The organism is Georgenia wutianyii, from assembly GCF_006349365.1.
In the GTDB taxonomy this organism is placed as follows: domain Bacteria; phylum Actinomycetota; class Actinomycetes; order Actinomycetales; family Actinomycetaceae; genus Oceanitalea; species Oceanitalea wutianyii.
On sequence record NZ_CP040899.1, the window covers coordinates 1,943,010 to 1,963,686 of the forward strand.

A 20,677-nucleotide genomic window follows, 5' to 3' on the forward strand; every position below is an offset into this window, starting at 1 on the left:
TCAGCGGATCTCGGTGATCTCCGGCCCGCGGGTCAGCGGGTCGAAGGACGTCGTCTCGGCAGGCTCGGGGGTGGCCTCGGCGGCGACAGCCTTGCCCGGCATCTGCAGGGTGAGGACGTCGCGCGGCGGGCGCGCCTCCTGCCCGCGGACGACGACGACGTCGGCGAAGAGGTCCTCGAGCTCCTTGGCGGCGTCGGGGTCGATCGCGGCGCGGCCGCTGATGACGCCGCGCAGGAACCAGCGCGAGCCGTCGACCCCGACGAAGCGCGCCGGGCGGTGACCCATGCGCCCGTCCTGGGTCGTCACGGGGAGGCGGGCGAGGATCTCGCGGCCGAACGGGCCGTCGACCTCGTCGGCGGTGCCGCCCTGCTTCTCCACCGAGGCGGTCAGCTCGGGGCGCAGCTCCTCCCACAGCCCGCCGGAGCGCGGCGCGGCGAAGGCCTGGACCTGAAGGGCCGAGCCGGGCACGGAGAGGCTGACCGCGACGATCTGGCGGGTGCGCTTGTCGAGCTCCATACGCACCTTGAGGTTCGGGCGGGCGGGCACGCGCAGGGTGCCGAGGTCGATCCGCTGGCCGAGCTCGGGCATGTCGGCGACGTCCCAGGGCCCGCGCTCCGGACGCGGCCGCTCCTCGGCCACCTCCTCCTGCGCGGTGGGGTCCACCTGCTCCGGCTCCTGGTCAGCCTTGCGGCGTCGTGAGAAGAGCCCCATCAGTCCTCGCCTCCTGCTCCGGCGGTCTTCCAACCGCCTGTCGAACCCAGACCGCCCGTGCCGCGGGCCGACTCGGACAGGTCCTGCACCTCGGTGAACCGTGCCTGCGCAACACGCTGGAGGACCAGCTGGGCGATCCGGTCGCCACGTGCGAGGCGGACCGGCTGCCGCAGGTCGGTGTTGAGCAGGATCACATGGATCTCACCGCGGAACCCTGCATCAACGGTACCCGGAGCGTTGACGACAGTGACCCCGTGACGGGCAGCCAGTCCGGAACGGGGGTGGACGAACGCCGCCCAGCCCTCGGGCAGCGCGATGGCCACCCCGGTGGGGACCACCGCCCGCTCCCCCGGGCCGAGCTCGACGTCGTGGCGCGCGTAGAGGTCGGCGCCGGCGTCGCCGGGGTGCGCGTAGGACGGGCTCGGCAGGTCAGGGTCGAGCTTGAGCAGCGGGACGTCGACGATGTCAGTCACGCCCGCGACTGTACTGACCTCCACCGCGAACTCCTCATTCGTCCGGGCGCCGGTCCCTGGGCAGACCGCGAGCGGTGGCACAGTGGGACCGTGGACTCCGTCATCTTTCGTGAGCGGCTGTGGCCGCGCCCGGTCAACCTCGTCCTGGGGGTGCTCTCCGGCCTCGCCGTCGGAGCGGTCGTCTGGCCGCTGAACGAGACCGGCGGGTACGTCGTCGGCGCGCTCGCCGCGCTCGGCATCGTGCTCGCCCTCCTCGTGACCTCGCCGCTGGTCCTCGTCGACCTCGGCAGCCCGGAGGAGGGTGAGGGACCGACCCTCACCGCGGGCCGGGCACACATCGGCGCCGAGCACCTCGGGATCACCGAGAGGCTCGACGCCGAGAGGATGGTCGCGGTCATGGGGCCGGAGGCCGATGCCCGCGCCTATGTCTGCCAGCGCCCGTGGGTGCGGCAGGGGGTGCGCGTGGCCGTCACCGACCCGCGTGACCCGGCGCCGTACTGGCTCGTGGCCAGCCGGCACCCGGAGCGGCTCGCGGCCGCCCTGGGTCGGGCAGGTCAGGCAGCGCACTCCGAGCAGACGAGCTGGCCGCCGTCCTCGTAGGCGAGCTGGCTGCGGTGGTGGACGAGGAAGCAGCGCGAGCAGGTGAACTCGTCTGCCTGACGGGGCAGCACTCGAACCGAGAGCTCCTCGTTGCTGAGGTCAGCACCGGGGAGCTCGAAGCCCTCGGCTGCCTCCGCCTCGTCCTCGTCGACCGAGGGTGAGGCCTTCTCGGCCCGACGGGCCTTCAGCTCCTCGATCGAGTCCTCGGAGAGGTCCTCCTCGTTCTTACGAGGCGCGTCGTAGTCGGTCGCCATGTAGACGTCACGCTCCGGTTCGTCTAGTCGTGATTTCGGGGGCACGTCCTGTGCCGTATCAAAGAACGCCGCGAGCCTCGGATTGTTCCCGCGGCACCCGGATTCTGCCCCATCGCCGGCCGCATAGTCGCCGACGGCGCCACTTTCGTCACCGTGGCATTGGACACGTTCCTGACGGGTTCCGCGCGGGCTGGGCCACCGGAGGGTCGACGAGCTCAGTCGAGCAGCGGCCTCAGGACCCCGACGAGGTCCGCGACGAGCGCGGGCGGGCCGGCCACCGTGACGGCATTCACACCCGTGCCCAGGCGCTCGACGACGCCGCCCGCCTCGGTCACCGTCAGGGCACCCGCGGCCATGTCCCACGGGTTGAGGTACTGCTCGAAGAACACGTCGAGACGGCCTTCGGCGACCAGGCAGAGGTCGACCGCGGCGGACCCGAGCCGGCGGATGTCGCGCACCCGCGGGAGCACCTCGGTGAGGACGCGCGCCTGCCCTGCGCGCCGCTCGGCCGTGTAGGCGAAGCCGGTCCCGGCGAGGGCGGTGTCGAGGCTCGCCGCCCCCGCCACGGTGAGACGTTCGCTCTCGGCGTACGCCCCGATCCCGCGCCCGGCGGTCCACGTCCGGCCGGTGGCCGGTGCGTGGACGGCGCCGGCGAGCAGCGTCCACGCGTAGGGGTCCTCGTCGTCGGCGCGGGCCACCGCCACGCTCACCGAGTAGCTCGGCAGTCCGTAGACGAAGTTCGTCGTGCCGTCGATCGGGTCGACGACCCACACCAGCCCGGAGGTGCCCTCGTGGCGGCCCTCCTCCTCCCCGAGCACGCCGTCCTCGGGGCGCAGCTCGGCGAGCCGGCGGCGGATGAGCGCCTCGGCCGCCTGGTCCACCTCGGTGACCAGATCCACACCGCTGCTCTTCGTCGCGGCGACCGAGACGGTCACCGCGGAGCGGATGAGGTCACCGGCCTCCCGGGCGACCAGCTCGGCCGTCCTCATGAGCTCGGCGTTGTCGGGGGCGTCGGTCATCGTGTGGTCCTTCCTCGGGCATGTGGCCTGTCTCATGGTCCCAGGCCGGGCGGAACACACCGACCGCAATCCGGCATCCGGGCCGTATGCAGTGGCACCCTCGTGGGGAAGACCTCGAAGGGGGACGACATGCTAGAGCTCGAACTCGTCGGGCTGCACAGCGACGGTGAGCGACTCACGCTCTCCGGGCCGGACGGCCAGCGCTACACGCTGCTGGTCGACGACGCGCTGCGCGCTGCCGTCCGACGTGACCGGCCGCAGCTCGAGCAGATCCGCGCGAACGGTGGGCTGCGGCCCAAGGAGATCCAGGCGCGCATCCGCGCCGGTGCCTCCGCCCAGGAGGTGGCCGAGGCCGCGGGCCTGCCGGTCGAGCACGTCCAGCGCTACGAGGGTCCCGTGCTCGCCGAGCGGTCCTGGGTGGTCGAGCAGGCCCGCCGGTTCACGGTGGGACGAGCCGAGGACTCCCCCAGGCTCGGCGACCTCGTGCTCGACCGGCTCGCCACCCGCGGGGTGCGCGCGCCGGAGATCGAGTGGGACGCCGTCCGCGGCCAGGACCGCGCCTGGGAGCTCGTCGCCCGCTTCACCGCCGGCGACAAGCACCGGGAGGCGCGCTGGGAGGTCGACATGGCCGCCCGCTCCACCCACGCCATCGACGACGAGGCACGCTGGCTGTCGGAGACCGACGTCGCCCCCGCCTCCCCCTCCCGCCGCCACCTCGTGCCCGTCCGGCTCTACGACGTCGAGGCCGACGGGGACCTCGGGCCCGCGCTCGAGGCGCTCGACGCGGACCTCTCCGAGCCGGAGGACCTCGGTTTCGGAGCGCTGCCCGCCGTGAGCACCGACGACCTCCTCGCCGAGCTGCGCGCCTCGCGCGGCACCCGCCCCGAGCTCGACCTCGAGGCGGTCGAGGACGACGAGGACTGGGACCTGCCGCCCGCGGCGCACCCGCCGGCCTCCCGGCCGCACGAGGCGGTCGACGCCCAGGTGCTGCCGCTCCCCCGCGACATCCGCCCGGCCGCCGTCCCGGCACCGAGCGCCTCCGCCGACGAGCGCACCGCCCCCGCGCAGCCGACGCCGTCCTCCGAGCAGCAGACCGCTCGCACCGGCCCCCGCGCGACGCCCGGTGAGCAGGAGACCAAGGAGCAGCCGAGGCGCCGCTCCAGCCGTGGTCGCCGGGCGAGCGTCCCGAGCTGGGACGAGATCGTCTTCGGCGCGAAGCCGGAGTAGCCGCGCACGGGTTCGCGGCTGTGACGGCACGCGCCGACGGCTGGTCGCCGACGGCTGGTCGGCCGGGTGGTGGGTCAGCCGAGCTGCAGGGTGCCCGGGCTGAGCTCGACGGCGTGCGCCGAGGCGGAGGTCATCCGCCGGGAGTGGTGCCGTCGACACAGCACCTCGTAGCCGACGGCGCCCTCCGCGCGCTCCTCGGCGACCGTGTCACCGACGACGACCTGCTCGCCCTCGGTGACCATCCGGCCCCCGATCGTGCGGGCGTTGTGCGTGGCGCGCCGTCCGCACCAGCACAGGGTCTCGACCTGGAGCTGCTCGACCCGGTCGGCGAGCTCGACGAGCCGCGCGGAGCCCGGGAAGAGCCGGGTGCGGAAGTCGGTGGTGATGCCGAAGGCGAAGACGTTGAGGTTCATCTCGTCGACGAGCCGGGCGAGCTGCTCGACCTGCTCGGCGCCGTAGAACTGCGCCTCGTCGCACACGAGGTAGTCCACCCGTTCGCCCCGCGTGCGGCGGTTGACGACCTCCTGCCAGAAGTCGGTGGTGTCGTCGGCCTCGACCGCGCTCACCTGCAGGCCGAGTCGGGAGGAGAGCTTCCCGGTGCCGGCGCGGTCGTTGCGGCTGAAGATCAGCCCCTGCAGGCCGCGGCGCCGGTGGTTGTAGTCCATCTGGAGGGCGAGGGTGGACTTGCCGGAGTCCATGGTCCCGGCGAAGAAGACGAGCTCGGCCATCTCAGACCTCCACCCGAAGCAGCGGGATCTCCAGCTCGGCGGGGGTGAGTGAGCCGTGCACACCGACGAGGGCGATCGACGAGGGCGTCTGGGTCCGCGAGTCGACGACGGCGCGCAGTCCCCGGGTGGCGACGACGACGTCCCCGACGGTGGCCCGGTGGCGCTCGCTCAGCGGGCCGAAGAGACCGATCTCCTCGGCCTCCTCCCGCAGCAGCACCCACGCGGTGTCCTCCAGGACGTCGCGCCAGCGATCGGCGACGGCAGGCGCCGTGCCCGGCTCCGTGTGGACGTGGACGGCGCGCGGCTCCCCGGCGATGAGGACGACGTCGCGGTCGAGCTCGGGCGTCGCCGCGACGTCGATCCGGGAGTCCGGCCGCAGGTCGACCATGCCGTGGTCGGCCGTGACGAGCAGGAGTGTGCCGGCGGGCAGCTGGCGCCGGAGCCGGGAGATCTCGGAGTCGAGGAGCTCGACCGCCTCACCCCACTGCCAGGACCCCCAGCCGTGGTGGTGGCCCATCTTGTCGACGTCGCCCCAGTAGAGGTAGACGAGGTCGGTGCCGCGGTCGCGCAGCAGCGAGCTCGCCGCGTCGACCCGGTCGGCGAGGGAGTCGGCGGCGACGAACCGGGGCCCGCGCAGCGCGGCCTCGGTGAGGCCGGACCCGACGAACCGGGCCGGGCCGACGCTGGCGACGCGCTGGCCCCACGAGTCGACGCCGAGCCGCTCGACGAGCGTCGGCTGCGGCTGCCACTCGCGCGGGCTGATCGTCGCCTCCTCCCAGGTCACGAGGTTGAGCAGGGAGCCGTCGGCGTCGTTGCGCACCGTGTAGCCGAGCATGCCGGTCTGCCCCGGGCAGGAGCCGGTCCCGAACATCGTGAGGCTGGCCGCCGTCGTCGAGGGGTAGCCGCACGTGAGGGTGAGCGAGCTCGGCAGGTGGGAGCGCAGGAAGGGCGCGTGGCCACCGCGCTCGGCGAGCATGTGGGCGCCGAGGCCGTCGACGAGGACGAGGCACACCTTGCGCGCCTCGGGCAGCCCGAGGGCCGCCCGGTCGCTCGCCGAGTCGTGCCCTGAGGACGACGTCGGGGCGCCGATGGCGTCCAGTGCGGCGGGAAGCACCGCGCGCAGACTGCCGCCCTCGTAGTCCGGCATGCGCAGGTCGGGGGGCGGCTGCGTCACGTCGCCGACACCGTCGCGACGGACAGGGCGCGGGCGAAGCCGAGCGCCTGCTCCAGCGCCTTGTCGCCCTCGGCCTGCGCGCTGACCCGCACGACGACGTCCTCGGGGGTGAGCAGACCGGTGTAGCCGTGGTCGGCGTCGCACTCGGGGTCGGAGCAGCCGGCCGGCGCGAGGTCGACCTGCTGCGCGCCGCCCCACGTCACGGCGATCGTCAGCTCGTCCGAGCGCATCCCGCCGTGGGTGCTCGCGGGGTCGCTCACGCCGTGGGTGAGGGCGACCGAGGCGATGCGGCCGAGCGGCACGGCCTCGGTCGTCGCCGCCGCGGAGGGCACGTCCTCACCCGGGACGTCGTCGACGTGCGCCATGACCAGGCGCGTCGGGGTGAGCGCGAGCGCGGTGAGGTGGCGGCGCACCTCGCGGGAGTCGAAGGTCGTCTCCGGGTGGACGAGGTAGGCGCGGACCTCCTCACCGGCCAGGGCGATGTCGAGCACGCCCTGGACGAGCCGGGGGTAGTATCCGGCGCGGTCCAGGTCGGCGCCCAGCTGGGCCTGCAGGTCGTTCCTCACGTTGCGGCGGTCCACGGCTCCATCTTGGCACCACTTGCGCCCACCCCGGGCAGGACGCGTCTGCCGCTGTCGGCCCTCCCGGGTGGTGAGACCTCGACGACGGCACTGAGGATGGCCGCGCCACGGCGGGCGACGAGCACCGGGTTGAGGAGGATCTGGCGCACCTCGGGAAGGTCGTCGGTGAGGACCGACACACGCGCGATGACGTTCTCCAGGGCGCGCACGTCGAGCACCGGCAGGCCACGGTGGCCGAACAGCCGCGGGGAGGCCTTGGCGCTGCGCACCATCTGCGCGACGTCGACGTCGGTGAGTGGGGGGATGCGGTAGGAGACGTCGTCGAGCAGCTCGACGGCGTCCCCGCCGAGCCCGAAGGACACGACCGGCCCGTAGAGCTCGTCCTCGGTCCCGCGCACGACGCACGCCACCCCCGGCGGCGCCATGCGCTGGACGTCGAAGGCCGCGGGCTCCCTGCCGGTGGCCGCGAGGTCGCGCCGCATCGCCGTCATCGCGCCGGTGAGCTCCTCCGCGGTGCGCAGGTCCAGGCGAACGCCCCCGAGGTCCGCCCGGTGACGCAGCACCTCGTCACGGGTCTTCAGCGCCACCGGCCAGCCGAGGTCCTCGGCGGCCGCGACCGCCTCCTGCGGGGTGGTGACCGCCAGGCTGGGCACGAGGTCGAGGCCGTAGCAGGCCAGCAGCTCGGCGACCAGCTCGGGCTCCAGGCGCGTGGACTCCCCCGCCTCGAGGGACTGCAGGACGGGGGCGAGCAGCTCACGGGCGCGGGCGGGGGCGATGCCACTCGGGTCGACGAGCTCACCGCGCCCGTTCGCGCGCCACCGCGCGTGGGCGACCGCTCCCGCGAGCGCGGCGACGGCGTCGGCGCCGGTGGCGTAGGCGGGCACCGTGCGGCCCTCGCTCGTCAGCTCCGCGGTGAGGCCGGCCGGCCCCTCGCCCGAGGCGAGGACGGGCCGGTCACCCGCGGCCGCGGCGTCGGCGACCGCCCGCCACACCGCCGGGTCCGGGCCACCGAACGGGGGGACGTGGGCGACGACGAGCGCGTCCCACGAGTCGTCCTCCTGGAGGCGGGCGAGCTCACGTGCGTAGTCCTGCGCGGTCGCCAGCGCGGTGAGTCCCTCCCCGGCGGGCCGGGGGCGCAGGCCGTGACTGCGCGCCACGCCGGCGATCGTGCTCGTGAGGGCACCGGAGTTGCTCAGCACCGCCGTCCGCGGACCGCGCGGCAGCGGCTGGGAGACGAAGAGCTGGGCGAGGTCGAGCATCTCCGCGGCGGTGCGCGCCCGGATGACCCCGGCCTGGTCGAGCATCTCGGCGAGCACCCGCTGCGGCTCGCGCGTGGTGCGCACGCGGTGGCCCGGCGGGACCTGCTGGCCGGTCTGCCCGCTGAGCAGGGTGATGAGCGGCGTCGTCGCCCCGAGCCGGCGCGCGATGCGCGAGAACTTGCGTGGGTTGCCGATCGACTCGAGGTTGACGACGGCGGCGCGGATGCCGTCGTCGTCCTGCCAGGCCTGCATCGTGTCGTTGCCCGAGACGTCCGCCCGGTTGCCCGCGGAGACGAAGCCGCGCACCCCGATGCCGCGGCGCTCCACCGCGCCGAGCAGGACGGCGCCGGCAGCGGCCGACTGGCTGAACAGCGCGAGGCCGCCCGGGCCGGGCGCGGGGCGCGGCGTGGCGGCGAGACGTCCCGCCGGCCCGCTCGCGACGAGCCCGTAGGACGCCGGACCCAGGAGGCGCATCCCCGCCGCGCGGGTGGCGCGGCCGAGCTCGACCTGCCGGCGGCGGCCCTCCGGGCCCTCCTCGGCGAAGCCGCCGGAGAGCACCGCGACCGCGTGGACACCGAGCCGCGCCAGCTGGGGCACCGCGGCGACGACGGCGTCCGGCTCCCCCGCGACGACCGCGAGGTCCGGCCGGTCCTCCTCCGCGACGTGCGCGGCGAGGTCGGTGAGGGTCGCGTACGCGCCCTCACCGGGCAGCCCGACGAGGTGGACCGGACCGTCGAAGCCGCCGGCGGTGACCGACTCCGCGGCGCGCCGGGCGTAGACCTCCTCCGGGCCGCCGAGGGCCGCGACGACGACCGACCCGGCGGCGAGCATCGCGCGCATGCTCAGCGACTCGGCGCGCTGCTCGCGCTCGGCCATGACGGCCCAGGAGCGGCCCGTCTCCTCGATGTGGAAGTCGACGTGGAGGACGCCGTCGTCGAGCTCCTGGCGCACCTCGTAGCCCGCGTCCCGGAAGACGCGGATCATCCGGGCGTTGGCGGGCAGCACCTCGGCGGTGAAGCGGGCCACGCCGCGCTCGCGCCCCGCCGCGGCGAGGTGCTCGAGGAGCACCGAGCCCAGCCCGCGGCCGTGCTCGGAGTCCGCGACGTAGAAGGCGACCTCGGCGACGTCGGTGTCGAGGCGGTCGTACCGGCCGACCGCGAGGATCCGGTCCTCGCTCGTGAGGACGAGCGCGACCCGGTCCACGTGGTCGACGTGGGTGAAGCGGTGGAGGTCCTTGTCGCTCAGCCGCTCCATCGGCGCGAAGAAGCGGTAGTACTGCGACAGGGGCGACTGGCGCTGGTGCATCTCCTGCAGCGCCTGGGCGTCCTCGGGCCGGATGGGGCGGATGTGCATGGGGACGCCGTCCCGCAGAACGACGTCGGCCTCCCAGTGCGCCGGGTACGGGGGTGCCTCCTCGCTCATGGCCCCACCCTAGTTGCGGCCACCGACGCCCGGCCCCACCTCACGACACCTGCCACCAACTCCCCCGCACGCCTCTGGGACACCCCTCCCGACGGCGTGTCGCCCGCGTGTCCCCGACGTCGTGGCAGGTTCCGCACACATCCGCACGGGTCGGCGCCGATCGGCAGGTCCACGACGGCCCCGCCGACGGCGATCCACCGAGCGGGCCGCCCCTCGGACACGGGGCCTGGATGCACCGAGACCGCCTGGGATCGGGAGAGAATGGAGCACATGCCACGTCGCAGCACCCCGCCGCCTCCCGTGCACGAGCAGATCATCGACATCGACGTGTCGACCGAGATGCAGGGCTCGTTCCTCGAGTACGCCTACTCGGTCATCTACTCCCGGGCGCTGCCCGACGCGCGCGACGGCCTCAAGCCGGTGCAGCGACGCATCCTCTACCAGATGGACGAGATGGGCCTGCGGCCCGACCGCGGCCACGTGAAGTCGGCCCGCGTCGTCGGCGAGGTCATGGGAAAGCTCCACCCCCACGGCGACACCGCGATCTACGACGCCCTCGTCCGCCTCGCCCAGCCGTTCGCGCTGCGCGTCCCGCTCATCGACGGGCACGGCAACTTCGGCTCCCTCGACGACGGCCCGGCGGCCCCGCGCTACACCGAGGCCCGCCTCACCGCCGCCGCGCTCCTCATGACGGCCGGCCTGGACGAGGACGTCGTCGACTTCGTCCCGAACTACGACAACCAGCTCACGCAGCCCTCCGTGCTCCCCGCAGCGATGCCGAACCTGCTGGTCAACGGCGCCTCGGGGATCGCCGTCGGCATGGCGACGAACATGCCGCCGCACAACCTCGTCGAGGTCGTCGCCGCCGCGCGCCACCTCATCGCCAAGCCCGAGGCGACGCTCGAGGAGCTCATGCGCTTCGTCCCGGGCCCGGACCTGCCCTCGGGCGGCAAGATCGTCGGTCTCGAGGGCATCCGCGACGCCTACGCCTCGGGCCGCGGCTCCTTCCGCACCCGGGCGACGACGCACCTGGAGAACGTCACCGCGCGGCGCAAGGCGATCGTCGTCACCGAGCTGCCCTACCAGGTCGGGCCCGAGCGGGTCATCGAGAAGATCAAGGAGGCCGTCGACGCGAAGAAGCTCCAAGGCATCTCCGACGTCGCCGACTACACCGACCGCGAGCACGGCCTGCGGCTCGTCATCGAGCTCAAGACCGGGTTCAACCCCGACGCCGTCCTCGAGCAGCTCTTCCGCTACACCCCGATGGAGGACTCCTTCGGGATCAACAACGTCGCGCTCGTCGACGGCCAGCCGCAGACCCTGGGGCTGCGCGACCTGCTCTCGGTCTACGTCCAGCACCGCATCCAGGTCGTCCGGCGACGCACCGAGCACCGCCTGGCCAAGCGGACCGAGCGGGCCCACCTCGTGGCCGGACTCCTCCTCGCGATCTCCGACATCGACGAGGTCATCGCGGTCATCCGCTCCTCCGACGACGCCGACGCCGCCCGCGAGCGGCTCAAGATGGTCTTCGACCTCTCCGAGCCGCAGGCCGACTACATCCTCGCCCTGCGCCTGCGCCGGCTCACCAAGTTCTCCCGCATCGAGCTCGAGGCCGAGCGCGACGCCCTCGCCCGGGAGATCGAGGAGCTGCGCACCATCCTCGGCGACGAGGCGCTGCTGCGGTCGGTCGTGAGCGACGAGCTCGCCGAGGTCGCCGCCACGCACGGCACCCCCCGGCGCACGGTGCTGCTCGAGCACGCCGGTGGCCCGGCGACGTCGTCGGCCGCCTCCGGGCGCAAGGGCGGGACGAGCGTGCCGCTCGAGATCCCCGACGAGCCGTGCTGGGTCGCGCTGTCCGGCACCGGGCTCATCGCCCACGGCAGCCAGGAGCCGCCGCGCGAGGGCCCGCGAGTCGCGCACGACGCGCTCGCCGCCGTCGTGCCCGCGCGAACCCGTGGTGACGTCGGCGTCGTCCTCAGCAGCGGACGCTGCGTGCGCCTGCCCGTCCTCGACACGCCCGGCCTCCCGACGACCGACTCGGCGCCCGGACTATCCGGTGGCACCCCGATCACCGAGCTGGTCCAGCCCGAGCCCGGGGAGCGCGTCGTCGGCCTCACCCGCCTCGACGACGACGCCCCGCCGCTCGCGCTGGTCACCGCCGGCGGGACGGTCAAGCGGGTCAACCCGTCCGACCGGCCGGGGAACAAGGACGAGTGGCACGTCGTCTCGCTCAAGCCGGGCGACGCCGTCGTCGGGGCGGCGCACGCCCCGGACGAGCACCGCCTCGTCCTCGTCACGAGCGAGGCCCACCTCCTGCACTTCCCGGCCTCCGCCGTGCGTCCGCAGGGACGCAGCGCCGGCGGCATGGCCGGTATCAAGATGCCGGACGACGCGCGGGTGGTCTCGTTCGGCGTCGTCCACCCCGACGACGTCTCGCGCAGCCTCGTCGTCACCGTCGCCGGGTCCTCCACGGCGCTGCCGGGGACGATGCCCGGGAGCGCGAAGGTCACCCCGTTCGACCGGTTCCCCGGCAAGGGCCGGGCGACCGGTGGCGTGCGGGCGCACCGCTTCCTGCGCGGCGAGGACGTCCTCACCCTCGCGTGGGTGGGCCTGGAGCCGATCCGGGCGGTCGCGTCCGGCGGCCAGCCGGTCGACCTGCCCGAGGTCGACGAGCGCCGCGACGGCTCCGGCCGTCCCCTCGCCGCCCCCATCGCCGCCATCGGCTGACCCCCGCCACGCCCCTCCTCCCGTCCCCTCCCCCGCCGACAGCAGACTTCCGCGCGACAGCAGACTTTCGCGCGAGAGCCGACTTTCGCGCGACAGCAGACTTCTCGCCGAGAGCCGAGTTCCGCGCGACAGCAGACTTCTCGCCGAGAGCCGAGTTCCGCGCGACAGCAGACTTCTACAAGGCTGGCTCTCGCGAGGAACCCGGCTGTCGCGCACAAGTCGGCTCTCGCGCGGAACTCGGCTCTCGCGCACAAGTCGGCCCTCGCGCGAAAGTCGGCTCTCGCGCACAAGTCGGCTCTCGCGCACAAGTCGGCTCTCGCGCGAAAGTCGGCTCTCGCGGCGGAGGGCGGGGCGGGGCTGGCGGAGGGCTCGGCTGAGGCTGCGCGCCGGTGGGCGGGCTCGAGCTAGACGGCGCGGGTGAACATGAGGGAGTGGCGGGTCGGCTCGTAGCCGAGGTTTCCGAACAGGCCGAAGTCGCCGCCGGGCTCCGGGGAGTCGACCCCCAGGCCCGCGTACTGCATGCCGTCGGCGGCATAGGCGCGCATCGCGGTCACCAGCAGCGCCGTCGCCACCCGCATCCCGCGCCACTCCTCGCGGACGCCGAGCAGCTCGGTGTAGCCCTCGGTCCACCCCTGGGCGGCCCAGTCCCCCTCGTAACGCCCCGAGATGAGGTACCCGGCCACGCGGGCGCGGTCGCTCGTCCGGTCGAGGGCGACGAAGCTCCACGACGGCGCGAAGTACGTCCGGCCCTGCATCCACGTCTCGGGCGTGTGGAGCTCGGCGCCCCACTGCCCGGCGAACGCGTCGTTGTGCGCGCGGCGCACGGCGTCCTCGAGGGCGGCGTCCCACGGCTCCACGCTGATCTTGCCCTTCGCCTCCACCTCGGGCAGCGGCAGCGACAGGTCGCGCCGCATCTCGGTGTAGAAGCGGGTGGGCACGAAGCCGGCGAGCCGCAGCATGTCCTGGAAGTCGGTCATGTCGTCCTCGACGTGGACGACGGCGAGTGCGCTCGCGTACCCGGCGTCGTCGAGGATCGAGCGGGCCGCAGCGAGCTGCCACTGCAGGAGCGTCGTGCCGATTCCCCGCCGGCGCCACTGCGGGTCCACGCCTCCGTCGCACAGCGCCCGGCAGGTGCCCGCGGTCGGGCGGACGCGGACGATGGCGTAGGCGCGCGGCACGCCGTCGGCGTCGACGGCGATGGTCCGCGCCGTCCCGACGTCGGCGCCCACCTGGACGAACGTCTCCGCCGACTCCTCGGCGGTGGTGCGGTACGGCGGGTTGTCGTGCTCCTCGATGCGGCCCAGGAGGGCGACGAGAGCATCGTTGTCGGCGAGCGTCAGCTCACGCCAGCGCAGGTCGTGGCCGTGCGGCAGCTCGGGGTGGGGCCAAGGGGCACCGGCGTCCCCGACGCCCTCCGCCGGGGTGCGCGGGGCGTCGCCGAAGTGCTCGAGCATGGTCCGACGATACGTTGTCACCGGGCTTCGGCCTACCGACGGTGGCCGGTAGGGGAAACCTCACACCTCGATCGTGTAGAGGATCCGGGCGGCGCCCGGACGGTAGCCCATCCGCTCGTAGAAGTGGTGCGCGCCCGAGGGGTTCTCCATGTCGACGTCGAGGGCGGCCACCTCGATCCCGTCGCGGTAGAGCGCGCCGAGGACCGAGCTGAGCAGCGCGCGCGCTACCCCGGTGCCGCGGTGCTCGCGCAGGACGCCGAGCAGCTCGGTGTAACCCTCGCTGTGCCCCAGCGCCTCCCACTGGTGCTCGTGACGGGCGGTGAGCGCGTAGCCGGCGATCGTCCCCGACTCGACGTGGACGGCGACGACGCTCCACGCCGGCTCGAGCTCGTGCTCCCGCGCGGCCCACGTGTCCTCGTCCACGGGCTGGGAGCCCCAGTGGTCACGGAACGCCTCGTTGTGCGCGAGGCGCACGGCCTCGTCGAGCTCCGGGGTCCACTGGCGGATCTCGTAGCCCTCGGGGACCTTCGTGGCCTCGGGCTCCTCGGTCAGCGGGCGTCGCATCTCGCGGAAGGTGCGCTTGGGGCTGAAGCCGGCTGCGGCGTAGAGCCGGCGCCTGTCCTCGAGCCGCTCGTCGACGTAGGCCGCGATGCGGCCCGGGAGCGAGGGGTCGAGGGTGGCGAGGATCTGCCGGGCGCGGTCGTCCTGCCAGGTGAGGAGCGCGCGGCCGATCCCGCGGCCGCGCCACGAGGGATCCACCGAGGCGGCGATGAAGACGCGGGCGTGGGTCTCGTCGCCGAGCGGGGAGTGGACGAACGCGGCGGCGCGCAGCTCGCCGGTGGTGTCGAAGCCTCCGAGGCTGTCGGCCTTCATCCCGGTGGAGGGCCGGGCGAGGATCTCGACGACGCGCGACCGGCCGGTGCGCATCGTGGGCTGGTCGACGTCCTCGCAACGCTCGACGAGCGCGTAGACCTGGTCGGCGTCGTCGGGGGTGAGAGCACGCCACACGAGTCCGAGGTGGTCGCCGGGAACGGTCGCCTCGGCCGGAGGCGCGGCGCGGTCGGGGAGCAGTTCGGGCATGTCCACGATCCTATGGTGTGGTCGGCGGCCGCTCAGGTCAGGCGTCGATGCGCTCGCGGTCGATCTGGGCCGCGCCGGCGACGATGAAGTCCTTGCGCGGCGCGACGTCGTTGCCCATGAGCAGCTCGAAGACGCGCTCGGCCTCGGCCAGCGCATCGGCGTCGGCCATGCTCACCCGCCGCAGGGTGCGGTGGGCGGGGTCCATCGTCGTCTCGGCGAGCTGGTCGGCGTCCATCTCCCCCAGACCCTTGTACCGCTGGATGGGCTCCTTGTAGCGCTTGCCCTGGCGCTCGAGCTTGCGCAGCAGCTGGTGGAGCTCGGCCTCGGAGTAGGTGTAGATCTTCTCCCCCTTCTTGCCGCCCGAGCCGGCGATCTCGACGCGGTGCAGCGGCGGGACGGCGGCGAACACGCGGCCGGCCTCGACGAGGGGGCGCATGTAGCGGAAGAACAGGGTGAGCAGGAGGGTACGGATGTGGGCGCCGTCGACGTCGGCGTCGGTCATGAGGATGACCTTGCCGTAGCGCGCGGCGTCGAGGTCGAAGGTGCGGCCGGAGCCGGCGCCGATGACCTGGATGATCGAGGCGACCTCGGCGTTGCGCAGGATGTCGGCCGGGGACGCCTTCTGGACGTTGAGGATCTTCCCGCGGATCGGCAGCAACGCCTGGAAGTCGCTCGAGCGGGCAAGCTTGGCAGTGCCGAGCGCGCTGTCCCCCTCGACGATGAACAGCTCGGAGCGCTCGATGTCGTCGGTGCGGCAGTCGGCGAGCTTGGCGGGCAGTCGCGAGCTCTCCAACGCGTTCTTCCGGCGGGAGATCTCCTTGGTGAGCCGCGCCTGGACGCGGGCGCGCATCTCTCCGACGACCTTCTCCAGGACGGCGGTCGCCTGCACCTTGTCCTGCCGCTTGGGCGAGGTGAGGATCTCGGTGAGCTGCTTGTCCACGACGGAGGACACGATCCCGCGCACCGGCGCGGTCCCGAGGATCTCCTTGGTCTGGCCCTCGAACTGCGGCTCGGGCAGGCGGACGGTGACGACGGCGGTGAGGCCGGCGAGGACGTCGTCCTTATCGATCTTCGGGTCCTTGGCGGTGACCTTGAGGCGCCGGGCGTTGGCGTCGATCTGCTTGCGCACCGTCTTGACGAGCCCCTGCTCGAAGCCGGTGAGGTGGCTGCCGCCCTTGGGGGTGGCGATGATGTTGACGAAGGAGCGCACGTCGGTCTCGTAGCCCTGGCCCCAGCGCAGCGCGATGTCGACCTCGCACGTGCGCTCGACCTCCTTGGGGCGCAGGTGCCCCGAGGAGTCGAGCTGCTGGACGGTCTCCATGAACGTGCCCGACCCGGTGAGGTGCAGGACGTCGGAGACGGGCGGGTCGGTGGCGAGGAAGTCGGCGAAGTCGACGACACCGCCGTCGTGGCGGAACACCTCCTCGACCGGGCCGTCCTCGCCGGGGGTGCCGGGCAGGCGCCGCTCGTCGCGCACGGTGATGGTGAGGCCGGGGACGAGGAAGGTCGTCTGGCGGGCGCGGGTGACGAGCTCGTCGTACCCGAACTGGGAGGTCGAGGGGAAGATCTGCGGGTCGGCCCAGTAGCGGACCCGGGTGCCGGTGCGCCCGCGCGCCACCTTGCCGACGACGGCGAGCTCGCTCGACTCGACGAACGGGGCGAACGGCGCGTCCGGGCCGGCGCCGGCGCGGTCGTCGTAGGTGCCGGGCTCACCCCGGTGGAAGGTCATCCGGTAGGTCTTGCCGCCTCGGTCGACCTCGACGTCGAGGCGGGCGGACAGCGCGTTGACGACGGAGGCACCCACGCCGTGCAGACCACCGGAGGCGGCGTAGGAGCCGTTGCCGAACTTGCCGCCGGCGTGGAGCTTGGTGAAGACGACCTCGACGCCGCTGAGCCCGACGGAGTCGACGGTGTCGACGGGGATGCCGCGGCCGTTGTCACGCACCTCGACCGAGCCGTCCGGGTGGAGGACGACGTCGATCGCGTCACCGTGGCCCTCGAGCGCCTCGTCGACGGCGTTGTCGATGATCTCCCAGAGGCAGTGCATGAGCCCGCGCGAGTCGGTCGACCCGATGTACATGCCCGGACGCTTGCGCACCGCCTCGAGACCCTCGAGCACGGAGAGGTGTCGAGCGGTGTACTGGGCGGGAGACGCGGTCGACTTGGGGGGCACCCGGCGATCATACGAAGGCCGAGGTGCCGAACCGGGCAGGCGGCACCGGCGGGTGGCCGATCCCACGCCGAATAACGTGATGTGGAGCACTCTGCGAGGGACCTAGGTCCGCTGCGAGCGAACGAGGCCCCCGTCCGGGGAAGATCTCGGGGCGTTCGTGGTTGTATGCAGACGTGAACGCGACTATGACCGCCCCCATGACCGCCCAGGACCGCTGCGACCGTTGCGGCGCCCAGGCGTACGTGCGTGTGGAGCTCCCCGTGGGTGAGCTGCTGTTCTGCGCGCACCACGCGCGCAAGCACGCCGAGGCCCTCGAGGGTGTCGCCACCGCCATCCAGGACGAGACGCACCGCCTCACCGAGGACGGCCCCGCACGCTGAGCCGCCACTCCCGACTCGTCCGGCGCCGTCCCTGTGGGACGGCGCCGTCGTTTTTTCCCGTGCCCGCCGAGGGCCGCCGGCCGTAGGGTCGGGAGCATGACGACTTTCCCTGCACCTGTCGCCGGACTCGCCTGGCGTCCGATCGCCCTCGGGGACGTCGCCGTGTGGCACCGCCTCGTGCGGGCGATCGAGGACGCGGACGAGCCGAGCGAGCGGCACACCCCCGAGGACCTGGCCGAGGAGCTCACCGGCGGTTCGTGGAAGGACCCGGCCCGCGACAGCATCCTCGGCCTGGACGGCGACGGCGTGGCCCGCGCCTTCGGGCACGTCGAGGTCAACCCGGGCGACGTGCGCACCGTGCGGGCCTTCTGCTGGGGCGGGGTGGACCCGCAGTGGCGCGGCCGCGGGATCGGTGCCGAGCTCCTCGCCTGGCAGGAGCGCCTGGCCCGGACGAAGATCGCCGCCGCGGGGCGCGGGGCCCCGGGCCGCGTGCTCGTCCACACCGACGACGACGCCACCGCGACGATGCGCCTGCTCGACCGGGGCGGTTTCACCCCGCTGCGCGTCTTCCTCGAGCTGACCCGCCCGCTGGAGGGTGACCTTCCCCCGGTCGAGGTGCCCGAGGGCCTGCGCCTCGTGCCCTTCGACCCGAGCCTGAGCGAGCGGCTGCGGGTGGCCCACAACGAGGCGTTCGCCCACCACTGGGGCAGCGAGCCTCGGTCCCAGGAGAACTGGGAGCGGCACAGCGTCGGCGGCCGGTTCTTCCGACCGGGCTGGAGCTTCGTCGTGCTCGACGGCGAGGAGGTGGCCGCCTACTCCCTCACCTCGGCCTACACGCAGGACTGGGAGCCGCAGGGCTACAGTGCCGGCTGGACCGACCTGCTCGGGGTGCGGCCCGCGTGGCGGCGGCGCGGGCTGGCCTCCGCCCTGCTCGCGGCGACCATGCAGGCCCTGCGGGCCGACGGGATCGAGCGCGCCGACCTCGGGGTGGACATGGAGAACGAGAGCCGGGCCGTCGACCTGTACACCTCTCTGGGGTACAGCGAGACGCGCCGCGGCCTGGCCTACGGCAAGGACGTGCCGGGCGCGGCGGGCTGAGACCCGCCGCGCGAGCGGCTAGTGGGTCGGCGGGGCTGCGTCGGGCGCCTCGCCGGTCGCGGCCCCGGCGGTTCCCGAAGCTGCGGCGGCGTTCTCGGCACGCCGGTCGACCACGGCCATGACGAGGGCGAGCCCGGCCCCCGCGACCGCCATGACGGCGCGCGGGCGGCGCACGCCCCAGCGCACGAGGGTGCGCTGGGTGAGGGCGTCGAGGCGCTCACCGAGCTCGGCGGCGCCGTAGGCGAGGCCGACCACCCCCGCGGTGAAGCCCGCACGGCGGGCGAGGTCGGTACGGAGCTCGGGGTCCTCCCCCAGGCCGACCCACACCGTCGCGCCGGTGAACCCGGCGACCGTGGTGCGCAGGGCGAAGCGCCCGACGGGACTGCGGCGGGCGGGGTCAGGGAGGGTGAGCAGGCCGGTCACCGCGGCGCCGACGACGTCCGCCGTCCGCAGGCCGAGAGGAAGCTGAGAGGTCATCCGGCGATCGTAACGAAACTCCCCGACACCTGACGCCCGAAACGGCGCCGACGACCGGGACGCGTGGCTAGGGTGGCCGTGCCGCCCCCTACCCCACCCCCACACCGGGCGTACCGCGGCAGGTCCTCGTGGGCCTCGACACGACCCCAGTCACCCGCCCTCCGAGGAGACCCCATGGAACTCGCCGGATCCGTCCTCATCGCCGTCGTCGTCGTCGCGGCGCTCCTGGTCCTCACCCTCATCGGGTTCATCTACGCCAAGGTCCGCTTCAAGATCGCCTCGCCCGACGAGGCCCTCATCATCACCGGGCGCAAGAGCGGCGTGCCGGTGATCAACCCGGAGACCGGCCAGGAGACCACCGACCTGTCGGGGCAGCGGGTCGTCATCGGCGGCGGCACGCTCGTCAAGCCCGTCTTCGAGCAGGTCGCGCGGCTGTCCCTCGCCTCCCAGAGCTTCCCGGTCACCGCCGAGGACGCGACGACGAAGAGCGGCATCGGCGTGACGCTGCGCAGCATCGCCGTCGTCAAGGTGGGCGGCACCGAGCGGATGGTGCGCGCCGCCGCCCAGCGCTTCGCCGGCCGCAGCCAGGAGCAGGTCATCGAGCAGCAGACGAGCGAGGTGCTCGTCGGTGTCCTGCGCACGATCGCCGGCACGCTCACCGTCGAGTCGATCCTCTACGAGCGCCAGGACTTCTCCAAGGAGGTCAAGGACATCGCCGTGCCGATGCTCGCCGAGCGCGGCCTCGTGCTCGAGAACTTCGAGATCCAGACGGTGGAGGACTCCGGGGACTACATCCGCAACCTCGGCCGTCCCCGCGCTGCGGCCGTCGCGCGCGACGCGGAGATCGCGGAGGCGCAGGCCCGGCAGGAGAGCACGGAGCGCTCGAACGAGGCCGCGGTCCAGATCGCCGAGTCGAACAAGGCGCTCGCGCTGCGCAACGCCCATATCGCCGAGCAGACGGCAACGGCACAGGCCGAGGCCGAAGCCGCCAAGGAGCGGGCCGAGGCGGAGGCCCAGCAGTCCGTCCTCATCCAGCAGGAGCAGGTGGCCCTGCGCCGGGCGGCGCTGCGCGAGCAGGAGCTGCAGACCGAGGTCCGCAAGCCCGCCGAGGCGAAGAAGTACGAGGCCTCGCAGGAGGCCGACGCCCGCAAGTACGCCTCCGAGCAGGAGGCCGAGGCCGCCAAGACCACCGCGATCCGCAAGGCCGAGGCGGAGGCACATCGCACGACGGCGCAGGCAGAGGCCGAGGCGTCGGCCCTGAGGGCCCGGGCCGATGCCGCGCTCGTCGAGCAGCAGCGCCGCGCCGAGGGCGCCCTGGCCCTCGCCCGCGCCGAGGCCGACGGCGTGCGCGCCCGCGGTGAGGCCGAGGCGGACGCCGAGCGCGCCCGTGGTGAGGCGCGCGGTGCGGCGATCAAGGCCGAGTCGGACGCCTACCAGGCGTTCCCCGAGTCCGCGCGGCTGCAGATGGTGCTCGAGGCCCTGCCGCGCATGGCCCAGCCGTACGCCGACGCGCTCGCCAGCATCGACGACATCACCGTCATCGACAAGGACGGTGCCTCGCGCCTCCCCGACCAGGTGGCGGCGGGCGTGCAGGAGCTCGGGACGCTCCTCAAGGCGCAGACCGGCATCGACCTGCTCGAGCTCGTCCGCGGCCGGGTGCCCGCCGAGACCGCCACGGTGCCGGCGCGCACGACGCCCGGGACCAACGGCGTCGGCGGCGACGGGACCTCCGCCTAGCGACCAGCCGGATGCGCGCGCACCCCGGCCGGTGGTCCTCGGACCCCGGCCGGGGTACGCGTGTCCCGGCGCCGTGCACCTGCCCCGGTGGCGGGAGAGGATC

Annotated in this window: 18 protein-coding genes; 6 read left to right on the top strand and 12 right to left on the bottom strand. The window is 73.7% G+C overall.

Annotated elements, in window-relative coordinates:
• Both FE251_RS08665 and dut read right to left on the bottom strand, forming a co-directional pair.
• Window positions 1-711 carry a DUF3710 domain-containing protein gene (locus FE251_RS08665; protein WP_139948502.1) on the bottom strand — a complete coding sequence of 237 codons (711 nt, stop codon included), beginning with the start codon at window positions 709-711 and terminating at the stop codon, window positions 1-3.
• Window positions 711-1,184 (bottom strand): dUTP diphosphatase, encoded by a 474-nt coding sequence (dut, locus tag FE251_RS08670; protein ID WP_139948503.1) that lies wholly within the window; start codon window positions 1,182-1,184, stop codon window positions 711-713. Before dut ends, FE251_RS08665 begins: the two co-directional genes overlap by 1 nt.
• A gap of 90 nt (window positions 1,185-1,274) precedes the next feature.
• Here dut and FE251_RS08675 point away from each other — a divergent pair, with 90 nt between their 5' ends.
• The gene (locus FE251_RS08675; protein WP_168202693.1) at window positions 1,275-1,784 is read left to right on the top strand and encodes a DUF3093 domain-containing protein; all 510 of its coding nucleotides are present in this window, start codon (window positions 1,275-1,277) and stop codon (window positions 1,782-1,784) included.
• Here FE251_RS08675 and FE251_RS08680 read toward each other — a convergent pair.
• Window positions 1,739-2,038 (bottom strand): DUF4193 domain-containing protein, encoded by a 300-nt coding sequence (locus FE251_RS08680; protein ID WP_139071572.1) that lies wholly within the window; start codon window positions 2,036-2,038, stop codon window positions 1,739-1,741. The two genes, FE251_RS08675 and FE251_RS08680, sit on opposite strands and share 46 nt — an antisense overlap.
• Before the next feature lie 215 nt (window positions 2,039-2,253).
• Window positions 2,254-3,057 carry an inositol monophosphatase family protein gene (locus tag FE251_RS08685; protein ID WP_139948504.1) on the bottom strand — a complete coding sequence of 268 codons (804 nt, stop codon included), beginning with the start codon at window positions 3,055-3,057 and terminating at the stop codon, window positions 2,254-2,256.
• Between the two features lie 129 nt (window positions 3,058-3,186).
• Between FE251_RS08685 and sepH the strand changes: the two genes are divergently transcribed.
• Complete coding sequence (sepH, locus tag FE251_RS08690) at window positions 3,187-4,284, top strand: septation protein SepH (protein WP_139948505.1); 1,098 nt, start codon at window positions 3,187-3,189, stop codon at window positions 4,282-4,284.
• A 74-nt stretch (window positions 4,285-4,358) separates the two neighbouring features.
• Here the strand turns inward: sepH and FE251_RS08695 are convergent, their stop codons facing one another.
• The 4 genes from FE251_RS08695 to FE251_RS08710 are packed head-to-tail and all read right to left on the bottom strand — an operon-like array spanning window position 4,359 to window position 9,448.
• Complete coding sequence (locus tag FE251_RS08695) at window positions 4,359-5,012, bottom strand: thymidine kinase (RefSeq protein ID WP_139071569.1); 654 nt, start codon at window positions 5,010-5,012, stop codon at window positions 4,359-4,361.
• Between the two features lies 1 nt (window position 5,013).
• Window positions 5,014-6,186 carry an alkaline phosphatase family protein gene (locus FE251_RS08700; RefSeq protein ID WP_230976372.1) on the bottom strand — a complete coding sequence of 391 codons (1,173 nt, stop codon included), beginning with the start codon at window positions 6,184-6,186 and terminating at the stop codon, window positions 5,014-5,016.
• Window positions 6,183-6,767, bottom strand: a complete 585-nt coding sequence (locus FE251_RS08705) for a DUF5998 family protein (protein WP_139071568.1) — start codon at window positions 6,765-6,767, stop codon at window positions 6,183-6,185. Before FE251_RS08705 ends, FE251_RS08700 begins: the two co-directional genes overlap by 4 nt.
• Entirely contained in the window at window positions 6,749-9,448 is a 2,700-nt protein-coding gene (locus FE251_RS08710; RefSeq protein WP_139948506.1) for a GNAT family N-acetyltransferase, read from the bottom strand. The genes FE251_RS08705 and FE251_RS08710 overlap by 19 nt, the downstream gene beginning before the upstream one ends.
• 270 nt (window positions 9,449-9,718) lie before the next feature.
• On the opposite strand from FE251_RS08710, the gene FE251_RS08715 reads away from it, so the two are divergent.
• Window positions 9,719-12,175, top strand: coding sequence for a DNA gyrase/topoisomerase IV subunit A (locus FE251_RS08715; RefSeq protein WP_139948507.1), 2,457 nt, complete (start codon window positions 9,719-9,721; stop codon window positions 12,173-12,175).
• A 404-nt stretch (window positions 12,176-12,579) separates the two neighbouring features.
• Here FE251_RS08715 and FE251_RS08720 read toward each other — a convergent pair whose 3' ends face one another.
• Genes FE251_RS08720 through FE251_RS08730 form a run of 3 tightly spaced genes read right to left on the bottom strand, consistent with a single transcriptional unit; the run spans window position 12,580 to window position 16,882 of the window.
• Window positions 12,580-13,629, bottom strand: coding sequence for a GNAT family N-acetyltransferase (locus FE251_RS08720; protein WP_139071565.1), 1,050 nt, complete (start codon window positions 13,627-13,629; stop codon window positions 12,580-12,582).
• A 60-nt stretch (window positions 13,630-13,689) separates the two neighbouring features.
• Window positions 13,690-14,709, bottom strand: coding sequence for a GNAT family N-acetyltransferase (locus FE251_RS08725; protein ID WP_168202694.1), 1,020 nt, complete (start codon window positions 14,707-14,709; stop codon window positions 13,690-13,692).
• Window positions 14,710-14,746: 37 nt separating this feature from the next.
• On the bottom strand, window positions 14,747-16,882 hold the full coding sequence (locus FE251_RS08730; protein ID WP_139071563.1) for a DNA gyrase/topoisomerase IV subunit B: 2,136 nt from the start codon (window positions 16,880-16,882) through the stop codon (window positions 14,747-14,749).
• Between the two features lie 197 nt (window positions 16,883-17,079).
• On the opposite strand from FE251_RS08730, the gene FE251_RS08735 reads away from it, so the two are divergent.
• Window positions 17,080-17,262: a DUF7455 domain-containing protein gene (locus tag FE251_RS08735; protein ID WP_230976373.1), complete on the top strand. Its 183-nt coding sequence runs from the start codon at window positions 17,080-17,082 to the stop codon at window positions 17,260-17,262.
• A 96-nt stretch (window positions 17,263-17,358) separates the two neighbouring features.
• Entirely contained in the window at window positions 17,359-18,360 is a 1,002-nt protein-coding gene (locus FE251_RS08740; protein WP_139948509.1) for a GNAT family N-acetyltransferase, read from the top strand.
• An 18-nt stretch (window positions 18,361-18,378) separates the two neighbouring features.
• On the opposite strand, the gene FE251_RS08745 is transcribed toward FE251_RS08740, so the two are convergent.
• Window positions 18,379-18,837 (bottom strand): hypothetical protein, encoded by a 459-nt coding sequence (locus FE251_RS08745; protein WP_139948510.1) that lies wholly within the window; start codon window positions 18,835-18,837, stop codon window positions 18,379-18,381.
• 174 nt (window positions 18,838-19,011) lie between these two features.
• Between FE251_RS08745 and FE251_RS08750 the strand changes: the two genes are divergently transcribed.
• On the top strand, window positions 19,012-20,574 hold the full coding sequence (locus FE251_RS08750) for a flotillin family protein (RefSeq protein WP_139071559.1): 1,563 nt from the start codon (window positions 19,012-19,014) through the stop codon (window positions 20,572-20,574).
• Window positions 20,575-20,677: the final 103 nt, after the last annotated feature.

What these genes read in the sequence shown, in the direction of transcription:
- FE251_RS08665 (WP_139948502.1), bottom strand. Translation starts at nt 711, where the DNA reads ATGGGGCTCTTCTCACGACGCCGCAAGGCTGACCAGGAGCCGGAGCAG.
- FE251_RS08680 (WP_139071572.1), bottom strand. Translation starts at nt 2,038, where the DNA reads ATGGCGACCGACTACGACGCGCCTCGTAAGAACGAGGAGGACCTCTCC.
- FE251_RS08685 (WP_139948504.1), bottom strand. Translation starts at nt 3,057, where the DNA reads ATGACCGACGCCCCCGACAACGCCGAGCTCATGAGGACGGCCGAGCTG.
- sepH (WP_139948505.1), top strand. Translation starts at nt 3,187, where the DNA reads ATGCTAGAGCTCGAACTCGTCGGGCTGCACAGCGACGGTGAGCGACTC.
- FE251_RS08695 (WP_139071569.1), bottom strand. Translation starts at nt 5,012, where the DNA reads ATGGCCGAGCTCGTCTTCTTCGCCGGGACCATGGACTCCGGCAAGTCC.
- FE251_RS08710 (WP_139948506.1), bottom strand. Translation starts at nt 9,448, where the DNA reads ATGAGCGAGGAGGCACCCCCGTACCCGGCGCACTGGGAGGCCGACGTC.
- FE251_RS08715 (WP_139948507.1), top strand. Translation starts at nt 9,719, where the DNA reads ATGCCACGTCGCAGCACCCCGCCGCCTCCCGTGCACGAGCAGATCATC.
- FE251_RS08720 (WP_139071565.1), bottom strand. Translation starts at nt 13,629, where the DNA reads ATGCTCGAGCACTTCGGCGACGCCCCGCGCACCCCGGCGGAGGGCGTC.
- FE251_RS08725 (WP_168202694.1), bottom strand. Translation starts at nt 14,709, where the DNA reads ATGCCCGAACTGCTCCCCGACCGCGCCGCGCCTCCGGCCGAGGCGACC.
- FE251_RS08735 (WP_230976373.1), top strand. Translation starts at nt 17,080, where the DNA reads ATGACCGCCCAGGACCGCTGCGACCGTTGCGGCGCCCAGGCGTACGTG.
- FE251_RS08740 (WP_139948509.1), top strand. Translation starts at nt 17,359, where the DNA reads ATGACGACTTTCCCTGCACCTGTCGCCGGACTCGCCTGGCGTCCGATC.
- FE251_RS08745 (WP_139948510.1), bottom strand. Translation starts at nt 18,837, where the DNA reads ATGACCTCTCAGCTTCCTCTCGGCCTGCGGACGGCGGACGTCGTCGGC.
- FE251_RS08750 (WP_139071559.1), top strand. Translation starts at nt 19,012, where the DNA reads ATGGAACTCGCCGGATCCGTCCTCATCGCCGTCGTCGTCGTCGCGGCG.